We start from the raw sequence: 18,765 nt of genomic DNA on the forward strand, positions 1-18,765 counted from the left end.
GGCCCCGGGCATCGGGATCCGTTAGTGCGGAAGCTGCACCAAGGCCGGATTCAGCCAGCGGTTGACAATGGTCTGCAGGGTGCCATCTGACCGGATCCGGTCCAGCCCCTCGGCAAACCGGGCCGCCTTTGCCTCCTGCCCCTTGGGGAAAATCACATGCCGCCCCACTTCATTCAGGCTGTCCGGCAGGATCAGCAGCTGCCCGGCCAGCCCCTGACTGTCCGCCGCCCCCGAAAGGCTCCAGATATCACCGATCATCGCATCGGCCCGCCCGGCAGCCAGCATCTTGACCCCCAGCGTCACATCGTTGACCGGAATCCGGGTGAAGCCGGTCGCGGCATCAAAATCAGCGGTATAGGCATACCCCTGCACCGTCACCACCCGCAGGCCGGTCAGATCGGCAACACTCTCAAAGCGGATCGGGTTGCCGCGCCGGACCATCACCACGGTCCGCCCCATACGGAACGGCCCGACCAACAGGTACTTTTCCCGCCGTTCCGGGGTCTCCACAAACTGGAAGGCCAGATCATACCCATCCAGATCCAGCCGCTTCAGCACCCGGTTCCACGGCATCGCCTCGTACCGGGGGGTAACGCCGATCCGGGTCAGGACCGCATCGACAATTTCGGTGTCCAGCCCCGCCGGGCGGGTCCCATCCAGCCAGGAATAGGGCGGAAAGCGGTCATCCATCAGCACATGCCAGACCTCCGTCGCCCGGCAGCCCCCTGAACCAAGGACAACGCCAAGCACGGTCAGGACCAGATAAAGTGCTGATCGCAGACGAGAGCTTCCAGACACTGACAGGCCCTCCGTGGATTTAGGTGGGCTTTCATTGCGGCAAAGCCCTGGAGTATTTTCCGGTTGAGTAGGGTCCGGTCAATCGCAGAAAATACTCCACCTTTAAAGAATGAGAGCATTTTCAACCACAAAACCGGTGCCCGCCCTTGCTGGAAACGCCCAGCGGAACCCCAGCACTTACCGCCTTCACAGTTAACGATACTATAACCTTATCTATCGAGAGACCGGATTCTTCCCCTTTTTCGTACAGAAGGAAACCACCATGCCGATCGCCATGCCGACCGTCGATGACTACGTATCCGGTGTTCTCGCCGGGGACCGGGCGATGATGGGCCGGGCAATCACCCTGATCGAAAGCCGGGCTGACCGTCATCGGGTGATGGCGCAGCAGGTGCTGACCCGTCTGCTGCCCCATGCCGGCAAGGCACACCGCATTGGCATTTCCGGGGTGCCGGGGGTCGGAAAATCGACATTTATCGAGACATTCGGCTGTAATCTGACCGCAGAAGGCCTGAAAGTGGCCGTTCTGGCGGTGGATCCGACCTCAAGCCGCAGCGGGGGTTCGATTCTGGGCGATAAAACCCGCATGGCCCGTCTGACCGCCGATGAGCGGGCATTTATCCGGCCATCACCGACCTCGGGCCATCTTGGCGGGGTGGCGCGGGCAACGCGGGAAACCATGATCCTGTGTGAAGCCGCCGGGTATGATGTTGTGCTGGTGGAAACCGTCGGGACCGGTCAGTCGGAAACCATGGTCGCTGACATGGTTGATTTCTTTCTGGTGCTGATGCTGCCCAACGCCGGGGACGAGCTGCAGGGCATCAAAAAAGGCATTCTGGAACTGGCAGACCTAATCGCCGTCAATAAGGTTGATGACGAGAATGATCTGAAAGCCAAAGCCGCCAAGCGCGACTATGAGAACGCGCTGCATATTCTGACCCCGGCCAGCAGCAACTGGACGCCGCTGGTGCTGATGATGTCGGGTCTGAACAACCGCAACCTCAACACCCTGTGGGAAAAAATTCAGGAACACCGCCGCATCCTGACCACCAGCGGGGAACTGGACACCAAGCGGCGGGAACAGCATAAGACCTGGATGTGGGCCATGCTGAAAGAACGGCTGCTGCACGCTTTCGAAACCCATCCGCAGGTGGCCGCCCTGATCCCGCAGATGGAACAGGCGGTACAGGGCGGCACCCTGACCCCGACCGTTGCCGCCGAGCGGCTTCTGGGTGCCTTCGGGCTGGATGCCCTGACGGTCTGATTACAGTGCGGCGGCCCGCAGCACCGCCGGGGCAATCACCCGGTGGGCCGGGCCGACCACCAGCATATACAGGCGGCCCAGAAGGTTGTGGATCACCACGCTGGTGGTGACGTAGACCGCGGCCTCATCCCCTTCAGTCCATCGGCTGACCGAAATGAAAACATCCAGATGGCGGTCTTTTTCGCCGAAGACCACCTCGGTGTCTGAGTGCGCATAGACGGTGAAGGGGCCGATCCGGTCACCAAGGGTTACCGCATGCTGTTCCGGCTGCGGCTGCCCCAGACGGCCGACATCTTTCAGACCCAGCCGCCGCATTGCCGCATTGCGAAGATCCATCAGACGGTCAACCCATGCCGGAGTCCGGCTGAAAATGCGCTGTGCCAGCTGCACGGGCGATGCCCCCTGCCCCGGCGCAGACAGCCGACGCCGGTAACTGTCGCGAAAGTTCCAGCGTGGCATCAGGGCCTCAATCAGCAGTCCTGCCGGTGGCGCTGTCTTGATCACCCCGGCTTTGTGTACCGTCATGTCCCCGGTCCTCCTGTCTTCTGCCACCCGGATCACGCTCCGTCCGGCGTCCGCAGCACCCACGCCCAGAACAGCAGCAACGCAATCAGGCCAAGTGCCGCCGACAGGCCGAAGGCTGCGACATGGCCGAGATCCTCATAAATAATTCCAAACAGGAACGAGGCCGGCAACAAAGCAAAGCTGCTGATCAGATTATACCATCCAAACGCCGTTCCCCTGCGGTCCTCCGGCGCCATATCGGCGACCAGTGCCCGCTCAACCCCCTCGTTCGCCGCCATAAACAGCCCATAGCCAAGGAACAGGGCAATCAACACCGGGCCGTCACCATTCAGCGCCAGAGCCAGATAAATCACCACAAACAGAATCCAGCTGGCAATCAGTACGGGATTACGGCCAATCCGGTCTGACAGCGCCGACAGCGGAGTGCCAAAAACCACCGCCACCGCGGACACACCGGCCCACAGCAGCGGGATATGCGCCTGCGTCACCCCCAGCTCAGACGCCCGCAGCAGCAGAAACATCGTCGATGACTTACCAAGCGTGAAAACCCCCAGAACCAGCAGAAAGCGCCGGAACCGCAGGGGCATAGAGCCCAGAGACCAATCAACGGCTGCCCGGCGCGGCGGGGTGTAGCCTTTCGGCTCCGTCAGAAACCCGGCAAGTGCGATGGCTGCCATCGCCGGAATAATCGTCAGCAGGAAAATCGTCTCAATCGGAACAGCCAGCGCCAAAAGTCCTGCCGCTACCAGCGGGCCGATCACCGCACCGGCATTATCCATGGCCCGGTGCAGACCATAGGCAATGCCACGGTTATCATCACTGACCGAAGCGGCCAGCAGGGCATCCCGTGGCGAGCTGCGCAGTCCTTTCCCCAGCCGGTCCATGAACCGTAAAGCCATCACCCCACCCCAGCCGGTGGCCAGCACCATCAGCGGGCGGGAGATACCGGCCAGAGTATACCCGAGTAAAATCATACCCTTGCTGCGTCGGGTCCGGTCATTGATGATCCCCGACACCAGTTTCAGCAGGCTGGAGGTGGCATCCGCCACGCCTTCAATCAGCCCCAGCGCCGACGGCCCGGCCATCAGAACCGTGGCCAGATACAAAGGCACCAGGGGATAGACCATGTCACTGGCCGCATCATTGAGCAGGCTGACAAAACCGACCAGCCACACCGTCGGCGACAGCCCGCCGAGCGTCGCCAGAAATCCCTGTCTTCCCTGAGGGGGTCTTCCCTGAGGGGATCGCTTCGGGTGATGCCGCCTCACGGGACCGTGACCCGACCCCGTCCGGCAGGCACGGCATGGGCATGATGGAGGTAGGTCAGAATCTCGACCATATCCTCGGTCACGGTCCGCCCATCAGGGGTTTCACGGATCAGCAACGGGCAGCCCTGCTTGTCCGGCCCGACGAAATCAACAATGGCCTGACGCGGACGGGGGAAATCAACATACCGGATCTCCAGCCTGTCGCGCAGCCCCGGCACCGTCGCCAGAATCCCTTCGACAATCATACAGTCGGGGCAGAACTGCTGGCTTCCGCCCTCTGACGGGAAAGACGGCGGCAGCAGATACAGAATGTCACGGGCCATGGAACCGGTTTCCCCCTCATCTTTTTTAAAAGCTCTCTTATCAGGAACTCTACCGCCGGTATCCCCAAAGGAAAAGGGGGTGCCCGTTCCCGGACACCCCCTTTTCCTGTCGCAGGGCGAGGCTGGCGTTACGCCGCCTTGACAGATCCGGCCCCGACACCGGCGGCAGAGCCACCTTCGTTCTGGGCATAGACTTTACCGAAGCGGTTGCCGAGGAAGGTCGCCAGAGAGACATCTTCCTGCTTCACGAAACCACGTGACGGCAGTTTGCCCTCATGCAGCAGGTCGAGCATGGTGCAGATACCGGCGGCAGTGGTGATCTGGATGCCGGAGCGGAAGGTGTCGCCGACCATACGGCCATACACTTTGTTGGCATAGCTTTCCTGCAGCAGGCGGCCATTGCGGTAACCGCTGACGGTGACGAAAATCACGATCACGTCCTGCGGGGTCGCCGGAATGGAACGTTCCATGATGTCCTTCAGCAGGTCTCGGCGCTCACCCAGACGCAGATCCTGCAGCAGCACCTTCATGATATCGCGATGACCCGGATAACGGATCGACCGGTAGTTGAGGGTCCGCACCTTGCCCGACAGGGTATCACACAGGGTCCCGAGACCGCCGGAGGTGTTGAAGGCTTCGTATTCCACGCCGTCAAGGGACAGGTGTTCCAGCTCTTCCAGCGGCGGCACCAGCACTTTTTCGCCATCGACCACGGCTTCACACGGCTCCAGATACTCGTTGATCAGGCCGTCGGTGCTCCAGGTCAGGTTATATTTCAGAGCATTATGCGGGTAGACCGGCAGGGCACCGACACGCATCTTGACACTGTCGAGGCTGTCATAGCGGCTGGCGACATCATGGGCCACCACCGAAATGAAGCCCGGGGCCAGACCACACTGCGGGATGAAGGTCGAGGTACCTTCCACCGCAAACTGCTTGACGGCACGGGTCGAGGCAACGTCTTCCGTCAGATCAAGGTAATGCACGCCCAGATCGCGGGCAGCGCGGGCCACGTCGATGGTCAGGCTGTACGGCAGGGCGCTGAGGACGGCAAAACGGCCCTTCATCGCGGCCCGCAGGGCATCAGGATCAGCGGCGTTCAGCACCAGGGTCGTCATGTTCTGACGCTTCGGCAGACGCGCCAGCGCGTCACCATTCTGATCGGCGATGGTGACGGCGTAATCGCCGGTCGCAGTCAGCAGATCGACAATGGTTTCACCGATTTTGCCACCACCGAGAAGCAGAATGTCACGCATGAGAACCTCCTGTTTGCGTTCTGTGAGCCGGGACCCGTCGTCAGGACCCCGACCTGTTAAGAGGTATTCTGAAGCGCAAAACAGTCGATCTGAAGTCTGCATTCTGCCATAGTGCGCCATAAGACCAGTCATAATGACGGAGATTTTGGCGAAATGATTGATGATCTCGACCGCCGCCTGCTCGATGCCCTGCGGGCCAATGCGCGGGAGCCAACCGCCGCGCTGGCCCGGCGGCTGGGGATCTCCCGCAGCACGGTGCAAAGCCGGATCCTGCGGCTGGAAGAAACGGGTGTCATCGGCGGATATACCATCCGCCTGACCGATGATTTCTCGCAGCGGATGATCCGCGCTCACGTCATGCTGAGCGTACAGCCCAAACACGCGGCCCGGGTCGCTCACGCCATCCGGCAGATCCTTGAGGTCCGCGCCCTGCACACCATCAGCGGCATGTTTGACATGATCGCCGAAGTGACCACTGAGACCATGGATGCGATGGATGCCGTCACCGACCGGATCGGCGCGGTGACCGGTGTAGACCGGACCCAGACATCAATCCTGATGGCCACGCGGTTTGAACGCTGACCGCCCCCGAACACAAGGACAGAACACGGGGCCAGCAGCCCTCAGGAGATCCCTCTCTCTCCCGCCAAACAGCTCTGCCGTGCCGGATCAGGTCGGCAGAAGGGTGAACTGCACCAACAACGGTGTCTCCAGCCCCCGCTTGCGCACTTTATCCGGGATTTCCCCCATGAAATCACAGGGCCGCCACTCCCGGCACTGAGCCAGCCGGAAACCAACCCCGGAGCAGGCATTGATGTAGTCAGAAAAACGATGGGCAACCGTCGGCATCCGGATCTCTGTTTCACCGTCGCGGAAGTGGGCACTGACTGCATTCAACGACAGAAATGGGTGAATCTCGATGATCACACAGTCACCGGAGGGACGCAGAAGACGACGGGCCTCCCGCAAAGGGCCCGTAAGATCACTGACATGCTCAAGACTCAGCACAAAAATCACCAGATCCACGCTGCCGTCGGGCAACGGCAGCGGGCTGGCCATGTCCTGCTGCAACAGGGTAAACGTGGCATCCCGGTTCCGGGCCCGCTCCAGCATGCCCGGAGACAGGTCGCACCCGGTCAGAGCCACTGCGCCCGCCCGCTTCAGACAGGCGAGATTCCGGCCGGTTCCACAGCCAAACTCCACGACCGCCTTACCGCACGCCTGCGGGGCCAGATCTTCCATAATCCGGGTTGCGCCAAAAACCATCGGATTGTCATAGCTGTCATAGGTCGCCGACCACAGATCGTAGGCTGTCGCCACCGGCAGCAGCAGAGAATCATTCGTCATTATCAGGTCTCCACGGCATCACGGCTCCCCCGGCAGAAAAACTGCCGGATACTGAACACGCGGAAGGACACGCCATCCTTGCGTGTACAGCCCGTTTCACCGGGGAAAGCCGGAACCAGAATGTCAGGAGAGCAATACGGCGGTTAAACATACGGCTCCCCTTGCGAGAGGGCCGTCCCGCGTTCGGAGCAAGTAGTTTTCGGGCACATCTGCTTTTATCTGTGCCGTTCAGCTCCGCCAGAGCTGCTTTTCTATAACGGTCCGCTCTGCCGCCGTCAACAGACACTCCCTCAGGCCAGAGCGCTGGCGCAAGACAGATCCCTGAACAGAACCGCTCCGGACGAATAATGAGAAGGGGGGGAAGTCATCAGACTTCCCCCCCTTCTCAATCATCACCGGACCGATCGCAGCATTCGCTTACGCCAGCGGTGCCAGTTTATCCATTTTACCCAACAGGTATTCCAGATCGGCACTTTCAAACTGCACGCCCAGATCATCGTACTGGGTCAGCACCCGCTCCAGCACCCGGCGTTTGTAGCGTTCCCGGTCATTGGTCTCGCCATCATAGTCGGTTTCCCCCACCACATCGACAGCCGCCCGGACCGCCGGATACATGGTCATTGGCAAACCGGCACGCTCATAGATCCCTTTCAGGCCCAGCGCCCCACTGTCATGAATCAACTCGCGGGTATTGACGATCGGAACACCGCTTTTCAGCGCCATCGCATATTCAAAGAACTTAAGATCACCCATGCAGATGGCCCGGACGACAATCGACGGGGTCAGACGGTCATGCTCGGCCATCTGCCGGACCAGCCGGTCAACCTCATCCTCGCTGGATTCGCTGGACAGGGTAATCGTCGCCCGTTCACGGCTTTGCAGCACCAGATCGGCGGCCAGATCCGACGGCAGTTCATGATGGCGCAGCAGATGATCGCGCAGCGCTTCCGACACCCGGTGGACCAACCGTTCCGATACCGTCACCGGCAGATAGGACCGTGTCACCAAGGGCGACTGCACCCGCTCATCATCACCGAAGCGGTCCACCAGCTTCAGCATGGCGGCTTCCTGCAGATCAGCCCCCGGATTGGCGGCCAGCGTGGCCGCCACATCGGCACTGCCATCTTCCACCAGGGCCTCGGCCACATCAGACTGCACCACCCGGCGGCGGGCAACCGCCATCTGGCGGTCCGGATCCTTGGCGCGGACGATCTCAATCAGATCTCCCGGCGTCAGAACCTCTGAAAACTCCAGAACCGGCAGGGCCACACTGTCGACATCGCGCGCCAGCGCAACCGCCACGTCATGGGGCACCATCGGATTGCCCTTCAGATTCTCCGCCAGCGCCTCACGGACCCGGACCTCAGCGTCCTTGACCATCAGCCGGAAGATATCCTCGGCAATCCGCCGTTCCGTCTCTGACAGATTGCGCCCGTCGAACTGACGCGCCAGCTTGCCTGCCGTCTCCGCCCGCACCCCTGCTGACGGCTCCTGAAGAAGCCGCTGCACATCTTCCGTTGTAAGCTGCGTATCCGCCATTGGCTGGCCTGACTCTTTTTTACATTCCAGATAGGCGGGCCAATCCGGGCCCTACCGCCTGTAAGGGTAACTGCAAAAACACTTTCTGTATAGTTGGCTGTATCACCGCCAGCAGGGGCAACGGCATCACCGGTCCCCCCTTTGCAACGGCACGGCGCGCAAGCCTGTTGCCAATTGACGTCAAATCAGTACGATCCGCCGGTTCGGCCCTGCCGATGGCGGCCTCCACCCGGACTGCCGGGCCGTTTTTCACATGACTTCAGCGCATTGACGCTTCAGGATTCCGTGATGGACATCAAAGAACATATCCGGTCGATTCCCGATTTTCCCAAGCCGGGCATCAACTTCTACGACATCTCCACCCTGCTGCGTCATCCCGATGCCTGGCAGGTGACCATGGGCCGTCTGGCCAAAGTGGTCGGTGGCTGGCGTCCCGATGTGCTGGCCGGGATCGAATCGCGCGGCTTTCTGACGGCTGCTCCGCTGGCCCTGAAGCTGGGCTGCGGCTTTGTGATGGTCCGCAAGCGCAACAAGCTGCCGGGCGCCACCGTGCGTTATGATTACGATCTGGAATATGGTTCGGACTCCATCGAAATTCAGGCTGATGCCGTGGAGCCGGGTCAGCGCGTGGTGGTGCTGGATGATCTGCTGGCCACCGGCGGCACTGCCAACGCCGCCGTCCAGTTGTTCCGGAACGTCGGGGCCGAGGTGGTGGGTGTCGCCGCCATCGTCGAGCTGAACTTCCTGCACGGACGCGACCGTCTGGATGTTCCGGTGGCAACGCTGGCCAGCTACGACGAATAAGAGGAAAGAAAAGCCCGGCCCGTTGGGCCGGGTTTTTTTGTTCAGCCCCTCAGATGCCGGGCGCGGGCATCCGCCCGCTTGGCTTACGTCCGCATGGGCGGACGGGCCCTCAATGGGCCAGTCAGCCCGGAAAAGCCGGGCTTCCGCCTTCTGTTCAGCCCCTCAGGTGCCGGGCGCGGGCATCCGCCCGCTTGGCTTACGTCCGCATGGGCGGACGGGCCCTCAATGGGCCAGTCAGCCCGGAAAAGCCGGGCTTCCGCCTTCTGTTCAGCTCCTCAGATGCCGGGCGCGGATCTTTACTCTACAGCAATGCCATCTGATCGCCGACCTTCAGGTGTAATTTTTGCAGTGGGCAGGCGAACAGATCAGTCCGCAGCGCCGGCGGGGTCAGCAACAGGCCATTCCGCCGTGCTGCCAGCCGGAATCTTTGCCACAGCAGATCCGCTACCGGCCCCTGCCCACGCATCCGGTCCCCGAAGGCTGCGGAATTGAGATCGCCGTCCCGGCACTGCCGGATCAGTGATAACACCCGCCCGGCCCGGTCCGGCACATGGGTCTCCAGCCATTCTGTAAACAGGCTGCGGACTTCCTGCGGCAGACGCAGCAGAATAGCCCCGGCGTAACGACCACCAGCCTGTTTTCCCGCCCCCAGAATCGCATCCAGCTCATGGTCGTTCAGGCCGGGGATCATCGGGGCCGCGTTGATCCGCACCGGAACCCCGGCCTCAGACAGAACCCGTACTGCCTTCAGCCGGGCTGCCGGGGTTGAGGCCCGGGGCTCCAGCCGCCGCGACAGGTCGGGGTCAAGCGTGGTGATCGAGATACAGACCAATACCAGCCCCCGCACTGCCATCCGCGCCAGAATATCCACATCCCGGGTAATCATCGCCCCTTTGGTGACAATCGCCACCGGGTGCTGATACGCCTCCAGCACTGTCAGCACCGACCGGGTGATCCCCAGCTTCCGCTCCACCGGCTGCCATGGATCCGTATTGGTCCCCAATCCCAACGGAGCCGGACGATAGGTGCGGGCCCGGAACGCCTGCTCCAGCAGTGCCCCCGCCTCAGGCTTGGAAAACAGCCGGGTCTCGAAGTCCAGCCCGGGGGACAGGCCAAGCCAGGCATGACTGGGGCGGGCAAAGCAGTAAGCGCAGCCGTGCTCGCACCCCCGGTACGGATTGACCGAGCGCTCAAACGGCAGATCCGGGCTGTCATTCCGGGCGAGAATGCTACGGCTGGCATCCGGCTGAACCGTGGTCTGTAAGGGGGGCTGGTTGGCCGCGCTGTCTTCCGACCACCACCCACCGGCCAGACTGCCCCAGCCGTCATCAGCGAACACCCGCTGCGCAGCCTCATAACGACCGCTGCGGTTCGACAGCGTACCGCGATGCCGGGCCTTTAAAAGATCAGAGGTGCGGGACGGAGGCAATTCTTCCATCCCGGAACTCTATCACACCAAGAAGAACAAATCAGGAACTTTTTACCCGGCCCGAATCCCGGCAATAAAGGCGTCCACCTCCACGCTCAGAACCGATGACTGTCGGGCCAGATCCGCCGAGGCCGAAAGCACCTGCTGCGCCACGTCAGAGACCGCCTGCGAGGACTGTGCGATGACCGATACACTGACCGTCACCCGCTCGGTCCCCACTGCCGCCTGCTCCGCATTGCGGGCAATTTCTCCGGTGGCGGCACTCTGCTCTTCCACCGCACTGGCGATGGTGGTGGAAATCTGGCTGATCCGCCCGATGGTGCCGCTGATGGCGGCAATCGCGTCCACCGCGTCCTGCGTTGCCTGCTGCACGGATGTAATCTGGCCGGTAATCTCATTGGTGGCCCGCGCGGTCTGTGTCGCCAGACTCTTCACCTCATTGGCCACCACGGCAAACCCTTTCCCGGCGTCTCCGGCCCGGGCTGCCTCGATGGTTGCATTCAGGGCCAACAGGTTAGTCTGGCTGGCAATGTCAGAGATCAGGCCCGCCACATCCCCGATTTTCCGCACCGCCGCTGACAGCCCCTCAATCACCCGCCCGGTCCCTTCCGCCTGCACCACGGCCTGCGCGCTGACATCACTGGATTGCGAGACCTGCCGGGCAATCTCTGAGATTGAGGCCGACAGCTCTTCCGATGCGGCGGCCACCGTCTGCACATTGCCGGTGGCCTGTGTGGCGGCACTGGCCGCATCACCGCCTTGCCGGGTGACCTCGGCCGTGCTGCCGCTCATCGCCTCGGCATTGGCCTGCATCTGTACCGCCGCCGCCGATACAGATTCCACCACCGCTTTGACCTTGCTTTCAAAGTCATCGGCCATCCGGTGCATCAGCGCCCGCTTTTCCTGCTCCGCCCGATGCTTGGCCGCTTCCTGCTCAGCTTCCATCTCCTGCGTCCGCAGGGCATTGGCCTTAAATACCGACAGGCTGCGCGCCATCCCGCCCACTTCGTCGCGACGCGCCTCGCCATCCACCACCACCTTCAGATCACCGGCGGCAAGGGCATCCATCGCCTTCGACAGACGGACCAAAGGAGAAGACACATAATACCGGACCAGGACATAGCCGCCCAGCACACCGATCAGAACCGCCAGAACCCCGCCGATCACTGCGCGGTGAGTCTCAGAGCGGACTTCCTCGGTCAATTGCGCCGACCTGCGGCCGGAGGCATCGGCAATCGCCATGCGGATATCGATCACCTTTTGCCGGACATCCGCCACAGCAGGCGACAGGGCGCTGTTGGCAAGCGCATTCGCCTCTTCATTCTGGTTTTTGACGGCAAATTCAAAGATCCGGCCCGCGATCTGATACGCTTTCTGATACGCGGCGGCAATCGCGTCGATATCAGTTTTTTTGTGGGGTACGGCATTCAGGGCCTCTTCCAGCCCTTTGCGGAAGCGGTCTTCCTCCGAGCGAAACTCTGCCCGCATCTGCTCGACCTTATCCAGATCCGGTTCGGCGATTGCCCTGAAGCTGAGCATCCCCAGATTCAGGATCCGGACATTGGCCTGTGTCAGATAGACCTCGGCCTTCGCTTCCCCCGTCAGCAGGCCCCGGTAGGCGGTTTCTGTCCGGGTCAGGGCCCCGATCATCGAAGCCAGAAGACCAAGCGCAACTGCGCCTAAAAGAAACAATACCATAACGATTTTTGCGCTGATCCGCACATTTATGAATGACATATCCCCATCCCGGTCTTCTGACCTTCATCAGCTGAATACCCGCACCATCCAACTTTCAGGCCAGAGGACAGCGCCTGTGGATTGATCTGGAACACCGGCTTGAAGGGGCGACGCCAATGGAAGATGATGCGGTCCTGGACTGACCGGACAGATCAGACCCCGCAGATCATTCACCACAGGTAAACAATAGGAGACACTTTCTCAGGATCAGATCCCGAAACATTGCCCCCCAGGATTAAGACATGGCAGTCACCGGCGAAGCCCTGCATTAGAACACAGGCCATACCCGCCCTTTCTGTTTTACCAGAAAGGGGCGCTGCCAAGCCCTGTCCCTTAAAACCCCGAAACCACGCCATCACAGACATCACACACTGTGTCTGCGCAAAAGAGCGATGATTTTTTTCAAGACCTGCCCAGATCAAGAACGAGGAAGATCATGTACATATTTCTACCCACAGTCTACCCAAAAAAGCGTAGAAAACGCCCCTTCCCATCCAGAAAAGTCAGGAATGGGAATGATTAATCACAAAAATGATATCTTTGTAACATCGGCCTCAGGTCATGCGGGAGGTCAGATATGACCGAACGCCTGCAAACACGCCTGCGCACGATCCGCCATCAGGCGGGGCTGACTGCCTCCGAAATGGCCCGACATGTCGGACTGAAAGACCGGAAATCGTGGGAGAATTACGAACGTGGACAGACGACACCGAAAGCCGATGTCCTGACCCGCCTCGCCCTGCTGGGGATTGACATCAACTGGCTGCTCACCGGCACTTTGCCGAACAGCCGGCCCCTCGCCGCCACTCCGGCGCAGGACCGGCCTCAGCCGATTCATACCGGGCTTCTCGCCCTGATCGGGGAGGAAATTACTCTTCTTCTCCAGGCGGAGCAGCAGAATGCCACCCCTGGCCGGGTCGCCACCCTACAGGCACAGGCCTATGCCGACCTGATCTCGACCTACGACACCGATCAGGAACGGTCACTGGGCCTGCGGCTGATCCTGCAACAGATCCGGCAGGAGCTGCACCGGCAGGAGCAGGAAGGTCACGGCGCTTCCGGCAGAAAGTAACAGCAATCGGAAGACTGAAAACAGTCAGCCCTTCCAAAAGACAGGGGCCACCCACATCGGGACGGCCCCTGCATCGCCTCTGCCCGGAACGGGGTTAACCGGCACGGATATCAGCGATAAAACTGTCCACTTCCTTACTGAGGTAGGCCGACTGGCGCGCTAGCTCTGCAGAGGCATCCAGCACCTGAGACGCGATATCGTTGGCCTCCCGCGAGGTGCGGGCAATCACGTTGACACTGTTGGTCACCTGCTCGGTCCCCGTCGCTGCCTGCTCTGCATTGCGGGCAATCTCCTGCGTCGCCGCGCCCTGCTCTTCCACCGCACTGGCGATGGTGGTGGAAATCTCATTCATCTGCGCGATGGTGCTGCTGATTTCGCCCAAGGCCTGCACAGCCTCCCGCGTGGCAGACTGCACGGTGTTGATCTGGGCGGTGATTTCCCCTGTCGCCCGGGCGGTCTGGGTGGCAAGGCTCTTCACTTCATTGGCGACAACCGCAAACCCTTTCCCGGCCTCTCCGGCCCGCGCCGCCTCGATGGTGGCGTTCAGGGCCAGCAGGTTGGTCTGGCTGGCGATGTCAGAAATCAGGCCCACCACATCGCCGATTTTCTGCACCGCCCCCGACAGGCTCTGCACCACCTGCCCGGTCCGTTCCGCCTGCTCCACCGCCTGCCCGGTGATATCAGAAGCCTGCGTTACCTGACGGGAGATCTCATTAATTGAGGACGACAGTTCTTCCGACGCCGCAGCCACCGTCTGCACGTTAGAGGTCGCCTGACCGGCGGCACTGGACGCATCAACCCCCTGACGGTTGGCCTCGTCAGAGACAGACGTCATCGACCGGGCGTTGGACTGCATCTGCGTGGCCGCCGCCGACACCGACTGAACGACGCCCTTAACCTTGTTCTCAAAGGCGTCGGCCAGACCATGCATCAGATGACGTTTATCTTCTTCGGCCTTAACCTTCAGGATTTCCTGCTCGCGTTCCAGCTCGACAGCCCGCAGCGCTTTGCTTTTCAGGACCTCAACACTACAGGCCATCACCCCGATTTCATCCCGGCGCTGCAATCCTTCAACCGCAACCGAGAAGTCATTGGTCGATAAGCGGTCCATAATGTTGGTAAGGCCCTGCAGAGGCCGCACGATAAAGCGGCCGGCAATACCGATACCGATCAGCAGAACCGCCAGAATACCAGCCCCGCTCACCAGCAGGCTTTGCCACCGGACAGCCCCAACGGACTCACGGATCGTGGCCGCATCGGCTGCGGTTTCCTGCACAACATCATCAACCTTAAGGGCCATCGCCTTCTGCAGGGCCTCAAGGGCAGGTGCAAAATCTTTCCGGGCCAGATCGGTCGCCTGTTCATTTTTGTTTTGCAACGCCAGATCCGCAACCTGCCGGGCCACACGATAGGCCTTCTCGTAATCAGCCTGCAAAGCGGTCAGGTCGCTGCGACGCCCCGGCATAAGCTGTGCCGCCTGCTGCATCAGCTCGTTAAAACGAGCCCGTGCCGGTTCAAACTGACCGTCAACACCCTTGATCTCTGCCTCGCTGGTTTCAGCAATCAGACGGTAGGTCAGCTGCCCCAGCAAGGTGATAGAACGATTCGCCCGGGCAACGGCCACCTGACCGGCCCCGTTCCCTTCGACCAGCACACCGTACGCGTCATCAACCTGCGCAATGCGCGAGGTCAAATAAAAGGCAACCCCGAGCGAGGTCACACCGAAGAAAATCAGCACTGCCAGTATTTTCGTGCTGATGGGCAGATTGGTGAAGACCATTGTCGGGTTTCCTTGGGGCCCCGTGGACTTTCGCCACGACGGCACCAGTCCAGAACACATTCCCCCACAGGATAGAGAGGGAAATTTTGCCTTTAAGTAGCCATAAAATATATTTTTAGCATTTCATAACATACGCACACTAACGAATCTGATCTTTTAAAGCAAAAGATAAAATAACCAGCCCCCTTTAAAGGGGGGGGGCTGGCTCTCTCTTTCTTTTAACCGGCGCGGATTTCAGCGATAAAATTATCCACTTCCTTACTGAGATAGGCCGACTGGCGCGCCAGCTCTGCCGAGGCATCCAGCACCTGAGACGCAATATCGTTGGCTTCCCGGGAGGTGCGGGCAATCACGTTGACGCTGTTGGTCACCTGCTCGGTCCCCGTCGCGGCCTGCTCGGCGTTGCGGGCAATCTCCTGCGTCGCCGCCCCCTGCTCTTCCACCGCGCTGGCGATGGTGGTGGAAATCTCGTTCATCTGCACGATGGTGCTGCTGATTTCGCCCAGGGCCTGAACCGCTTCGCGGGTAGCAGACTGCACGGTGTTGATCTGGGTGGTGATTTCTCCCGTCGCCCGGGCGGTCTGGGTGGCAAGGCTCTTCACCTCATTGGCGACGACCGCAAAGCCCTTACCGGCATCCCCCGCCCGCGCCGCCTCGATGGTGGCGTTCAGGGCCAGCAGGTTGGTCTGGCTGGCGATATCAGAGATCAGACCCACCACATCACCGATTTTCTGCACTGCCCCCGACAGGCTCTGCACCACCTGCCCGGTCCGTTCCGCCTGTTCCACCGCCTGCCCGGTGATGGTGCTTGCCTGCGTCACCTGACGGGAAATTTCGATAATCGAGGACGACAGTTCTTCTGAGGCCGCCGCAACCGTCTGCACGTTAGAGGTCGCCTGACCGGCAGCACTGGAGGCATCCACCCCTTGACGGCTCGCCTCGTCAGACACCGAAGTCATCGAGTGCGCATTGGACTGCATCTGCGTCGCCGCCGCCGACACCGACTGAACAACGCCCTTAACCTTGTTCTCAAAGGCGTCAGCCAGACCATGCATCAGATGACGTTTATCTTCTTCAGCCTTAACCTTCAGGATTTCCTGCTCGCGTTCCAGCTCGACAGACCGCATCGCCTTCTGCTTCAGCACCTCAACACTGCGGGCCATGACGCCCACTTCATCTTTACGGTCCAGCCCCTGCACAGCCACCGAGAAATCATCGTTGGCAAGACGGTCCATAATGTTGGTCAGCCCCGCCAGCGGGCGGACCACAAACTTGCCGACACCCAAGAACCCGATGAGCAAAGCGCTAAGGACAGCGACAGCGCTGACAATCAGACTCTGTAACCGCATTGTTCCCACCGAAGACCGCAGCTCAGCGGCAGCCCCCTTGGTCTCGGCCACCACCTCATCCACTTTGGCGACCATGCCTTTCTGCAGAGCATCCATCGACGGCGCAAAATCCTTACGGGCCAAATTGGTCGCCTCATCATTTTTATTCTGCAGAGCCAGCGCCGCCACCTCACGGGCCGCACGGTAGACCCTGTCATACTCTGCCTGCAGGGCTTTCAGCTCCGCCGCCCGCTGCGGCATCGCGGTCGCAGCGTCCTGCATCAGGGTGTTAAAGCGGTCCCGGGCGGGCTCAAACTGATCATTGACCACCTTCATTTCCGCCTCACTGGTCTCGGCAATCAGCCGGTACGTCAGTTGCCCCAGCAGGGTCAGCGCCCGGTTGGCGCGGGCCATGGCAACCTGCCCGGTCCCATTGCCGGAAATCAGGGCTCCGTAATCCTCATCCACCTGCGAAATACGCGATGTCAGAAACACCGCAATACCGAAGGAAATCACCCCCAGAAGCACGAGGACGGACAATATTTTTACGCTGATGCGAAGATTCGTGAACGACATGATCCTGCCCTCTGCATGGTTGTAACCGGTGCTGAGGCACCGTGGCGCCGGTTTCCATAAGCGGGGCGCCCCTTTCAAAAATAACTGTGCAGGGGAAATCCAAAGGCCTCAATAGTACGTAGTAATCAGCTTGCTCTTATTTCAACTTATTGATTTTAAACAAAACATAGTTTTGTTGACACATTAATTACAGGCTACTGAAATGCAGAATGCAAACAGCCCCGCCAGTGACTGTTTCGGCGGGGCTGATCAGGACGCAAAATAAAAATCAGGCATTATCCGGCACGGATCTCCGCGATGAAGGTATCCACCTCCGTGCTGAGATAAGCCGCCTGCCGCGCCAGCTCTGAGGATGCATCAAGCACCTGCGAGGCAATGCCGTTCGCCTCCTGCGACGTCTGGGCGATAATGCTGACGCTGGCGGTCACCTGCTCGGTTCCGGTCGCGGCCTGCTCGGCATTGCGGGCAATCTCCTGCGTTGCCGCCCCCTGTTCCTCAATCGCGCTGGCAATGGTGGTGGAAATCTCATTCATCTGCACAATCGTGCCGCTGATTTCCCCCAGGGCCTGCACGGCCTCCCGCGTCGCGGACTGCACCATGCCAATCTGGCTGGTGATTTCCCCCGTCGCACGGGCGGTCTGGGTGGCAAGGCTTTTCACCTCGTTCGCCACCACTGCAAAGCCCTTGCCTGCGTCCCCGGCCCGTGCCGCCTCGATGGTGGCATTCAGGGCCAGCAGGTTGGTCTGGCTGGCGATGTCAGAAATCAGCCCGACCACATCACCGATCTTCTGAACCGCCCCGGACAGGCTTTGCACCACCCCCCCGGTCCGTTCCGCCTGCTCCACCGCCCGGCCGGTAATATCGGTCGCCTGCGTCACCTGACGGGAAATTTCCAGAATCGAGGACGACAGCTCTTCCGACGCCGCCGCCACGGTCTGCACATTGGCGGTGGCCTGACCGGCGGCACTGGAGGCCTCCACCCCCTGACGGCTGGCCTCGGTGGAGACCGAGGTCATGGAATGGGCGTTGGACTGCATCTGCGTTGCCGCCGCCGAGACCGACTGCACCACCGATTTCACTTTGTGTTCAAAGGAATCGGCCATCTGGTGCATCATCCGGCGTTTTTCTTCCTCCGCCCGCTGCTGCTGCCGTTCCTGCTCGGCCTCCATCTCGCGGGTCCGCAGGGCATTGGCCTTAAACACATCGACACTGCGGGCCATGATCCCGACTTCGTCCTGACGGTTCGTCCCCCCAACCGCCACATCCAGATTATTGCTGGACAGCTGCCCCATCACCGCACTCAGCCCACGCAGCGGTGTTGCAATAAAACGACTGGCGACAACAAAACCAAGAATCAAAGCCAATACAATTCCAAAACTGCTAAAAACAAGACTTTCAATGCGCATAGATGACACTGACGCCTTCAAGGTCTTTGTTTCCTGCTCTGTCTCCCCAGAGACATCATTGGTTTTTGCGATAAAGTCCCTCTGCAAAGCGTCCATCGCAGGGATGAATTTATCCCGGGCAATTTTAACCGCAGTATCATTATTATTTATCAGAGCAGGGGCTGCAACTTCCCGCCCGATACTATAAGCCTTATCAAAGTCAGCCTGTAACTTTGATAAATCAGCCTGTCGGTCTGGCATGGCCTGCATAGCAGCCGCAAGCATACCGTTAAAGCTGTCACGCACCGCCGGGAACTGGCTATCAACCTTCCGG

16 protein-coding genes are annotated in these 18,765 nt (G+C 60.5%); 4 read left to right on the forward strand and 12 right to left on the reverse strand.

All coding sequences use genetic code 11. The annotated features are described in order from the left end of the window. Nucleotides 1-21: 21 nt before the first annotated feature. Nucleotides 22-798 carry a substrate-binding periplasmic protein gene (locus G365_RS0109700; RefSeq protein WP_155976214.1) on the reverse strand — a complete coding sequence of 259 codons (777 nt, stop codon included), beginning with the start codon at nt 796-798 and terminating at the stop codon, nt 22-24. Between the two features lie 262 nt (nt 799-1,060). On the opposite strand from G365_RS0109700, the gene meaB reads away from it, so the two are divergent. Then, nucleotides 1,061-2,062 carry a methylmalonyl Co-A mutase-associated GTPase MeaB gene (gene meaB / locus G365_RS0109705; RefSeq protein ID WP_019645328.1) on the forward strand — a complete coding sequence of 334 codons (1,002 nt, stop codon included), beginning with the start codon at nt 1,061-1,063 and terminating at the stop codon, nt 2,060-2,062. Here the strand turns inward: meaB and G365_RS0109710 are convergent, their stop codons facing one another. From G365_RS0109710 to G365_RS0109725, 4 genes are all read right to left on the reverse strand, one after another. Continuing rightward, on the reverse strand, nt 2,063-2,587 hold the full coding sequence (locus G365_RS0109710) for a DUF2867 domain-containing protein (RefSeq protein WP_019645329.1): 525 nt from the start codon (nt 2,585-2,587) through the stop codon (nt 2,063-2,065). A 32-nt stretch (nt 2,588-2,619) separates the two neighbouring features. After that, nucleotides 2,620-3,762 (reverse strand): MFS transporter, encoded by a 1,143-nt coding sequence (locus G365_RS0109715; RefSeq protein ID WP_019645330.1) that lies wholly within the window; start codon nt 3,760-3,762, stop codon nt 2,620-2,622. A gap of 89 nt (nt 3,763-3,851) precedes the next feature. Continuing rightward, on the reverse strand, nt 3,852-4,178 hold the full coding sequence (locus G365_RS21000) for a DUF3088 family protein (protein ID WP_019645331.1): 327 nt from the start codon (nt 4,176-4,178) through the stop codon (nt 3,852-3,854). Nucleotides 4,179-4,306: 128 nt separating this feature from the next. After that, nucleotides 4,307-5,434 (reverse strand): saccharopine dehydrogenase family protein, encoded by a 1,128-nt coding sequence (locus tag G365_RS0109725; protein WP_019645332.1) that lies wholly within the window; start codon nt 5,432-5,434, stop codon nt 4,307-4,309. 153 nt (nt 5,435-5,587) lie between these two features. Here G365_RS0109725 and G365_RS0109730 point away from each other — a divergent pair, with 153 nt between their 5' ends. Further along, nucleotides 5,588-6,016: an Lrp/AsnC family transcriptional regulator gene (locus tag G365_RS0109730; protein ID WP_019645333.1), complete on the forward strand. Its 429-nt coding sequence runs from the start codon at nt 5,588-5,590 to the stop codon at nt 6,014-6,016. A gap of 87 nt (nt 6,017-6,103) precedes the next feature. Here G365_RS0109730 and G365_RS0109735 read toward each other — a convergent pair whose 3' ends face one another. Further along, nucleotides 6,104-6,781 carry a class I SAM-dependent methyltransferase gene (locus G365_RS0109735; protein ID WP_019645334.1) on the reverse strand — a complete coding sequence of 226 codons (678 nt, stop codon included), beginning with the start codon at nt 6,779-6,781 and terminating at the stop codon, nt 6,104-6,106. Nucleotides 6,782-7,198: 417 nt separating this feature from the next. Beyond that, nucleotides 7,199-8,320 carry a DUF2336 domain-containing protein gene (locus G365_RS0109740; protein ID WP_019645335.1) on the reverse strand — a complete coding sequence of 374 codons (1,122 nt, stop codon included), beginning with the start codon at nt 8,318-8,320 and terminating at the stop codon, nt 7,199-7,201. A 288-nt stretch (nt 8,321-8,608) separates the two neighbouring features. Between G365_RS0109740 and G365_RS0109745 the strand changes: the two genes are divergently transcribed. Further along, complete coding sequence (locus G365_RS0109745) at nt 8,609-9,124, forward strand: adenine phosphoribosyltransferase (protein WP_019645336.1); 516 nt, start codon at nt 8,609-8,611, stop codon at nt 9,122-9,124. Nucleotides 9,125-9,425: 301 nt separating this feature from the next. Here G365_RS0109745 and G365_RS0109750 read toward each other — a convergent pair whose 3' ends face one another. Continuing rightward, nucleotides 9,426-10,562, reverse strand: coding sequence for a PA0069 family radical SAM protein (locus G365_RS0109750; RefSeq protein ID WP_019645337.1), 1,137 nt, complete (start codon nt 10,560-10,562; stop codon nt 9,426-9,428). 42 nt (nt 10,563-10,604) lie between these two features. Beyond that, entirely contained in the window at nt 10,605-12,290 is a 1,686-nt protein-coding gene (locus tag G365_RS0109755) for a methyl-accepting chemotaxis protein (protein WP_019645338.1), read from the reverse strand. A gap of 577 nt (nt 12,291-12,867) precedes the next feature. On the opposite strand from G365_RS0109755, the gene G365_RS22890 reads away from it, so the two are divergent. Next, the gene (locus tag G365_RS22890; protein WP_019645339.1) at nt 12,868-13,362 is read left to right on the forward strand and encodes a helix-turn-helix domain-containing protein; all 495 of its coding nucleotides are present in this window, start codon (nt 12,868-12,870) and stop codon (nt 13,360-13,362) included. Nucleotides 13,363-13,456: 94 nt separating this feature from the next. On the opposite strand, the gene G365_RS0109765 is transcribed toward G365_RS22890, so the two are convergent. From G365_RS0109765 to G365_RS24330, 3 genes are all read right to left on the reverse strand, one after another. Next, nucleotides 13,457-15,142, reverse strand: coding sequence for a methyl-accepting chemotaxis protein (locus G365_RS0109765; protein WP_019645340.1), 1,686 nt, complete (start codon nt 15,140-15,142; stop codon nt 13,457-13,459). Between the two features lie 218 nt (nt 15,143-15,360). Further along, on the reverse strand, nt 15,361-17,046 hold the full coding sequence (locus G365_RS0109770; protein WP_026345235.1) for a methyl-accepting chemotaxis protein: 1,686 nt from the start codon (nt 17,044-17,046) through the stop codon (nt 15,361-15,363). A gap of 275 nt (nt 17,047-17,321) precedes the next feature. Then, a complete protein-coding gene (locus G365_RS24330) occupies nt 17,322-18,410 on the reverse strand; it encodes a methyl-accepting chemotaxis protein (protein WP_245554732.1) in 1,089 nt (362 codons plus the stop codon). Nucleotides 18,411-18,765 lie beyond the last annotated feature (355 nt).

It is taken from the genome of Novispirillum itersonii subsp. itersonii ATCC 12639 (assembly GCF_000381985.1).
In the GTDB taxonomy this organism is placed as follows: domain Bacteria; phylum Pseudomonadota; class Alphaproteobacteria; order Rhodospirillales; family Rhodospirillaceae; genus Novispirillum; species Novispirillum itersonii.

Coding starts and splice junctions, on each gene's coding strand:
- G365_RS0109730 (WP_019645333.1), top strand. CDS start 5,588: ATGATTGATGATCTCGACCGCCGCCTGCTCGATGCCCTGCGGGCCAAT.
- meaB (WP_019645328.1), top strand. CDS start 1,061: ATGCCGATCGCCATGCCGACCGTCGATGACTACGTATCCGGTGTTCTC.
- G365_RS0109735 (WP_019645334.1), bottom strand. CDS start 6,781: ATGACGAATGATTCTCTGCTGCTGCCGGTGGCGACAGCCTACGATCTG.
- G365_RS0109710 (WP_019645329.1), bottom strand. CDS start 2,587: ATGACGGTACACAAAGCCGGGGTGATCAAGACAGCGCCACCGGCAGGA.
- G365_RS0109755 (WP_019645338.1), bottom strand. CDS start 12,290: ATGTCATTCATAAATGTGCGGATCAGCGCAAAAATCGTTATGGTATTG.
- G365_RS0109765 (WP_019645340.1), bottom strand. CDS start 15,142: ATGGTCTTCACCAATCTGCCCATCAGCACGAAAATACTGGCAGTGCTG.
- G365_RS0109750 (WP_019645337.1), bottom strand. CDS start 10,562: ATGGAAGAATTGCCTCCGTCCCGCACCTCTGATCTTTTAAAGGCCCGG.
- G365_RS0109725 (WP_019645332.1), bottom strand. CDS start 5,434: ATGCGTGACATTCTGCTTCTCGGTGGTGGCAAAATCGGTGAAACCATT.
- G365_RS21000 (WP_019645331.1), bottom strand. CDS start 4,178: ATGGCCCGTGACATTCTGTATCTGCTGCCGCCGTCTTTCCCGTCAGAG.
- G365_RS0109770 (WP_026345235.1), bottom strand. CDS start 17,046: ATGTCGTTCACGAATCTTCGCATCAGCGTAAAAATATTGTCCGTCCTC.
- G365_RS0109740 (WP_019645335.1), bottom strand. CDS start 8,320: ATGGCGGATACGCAGCTTACAACGGAAGATGTGCAGCGGCTTCTTCAG.
- G365_RS22890 (WP_019645339.1), top strand. CDS start 12,868: ATGACCGAACGCCTGCAAACACGCCTGCGCACGATCCGCCATCAGGCG.
- G365_RS0109745 (WP_019645336.1), top strand. CDS start 8,609: ATGGACATCAAAGAACATATCCGGTCGATTCCCGATTTTCCCAAGCCG.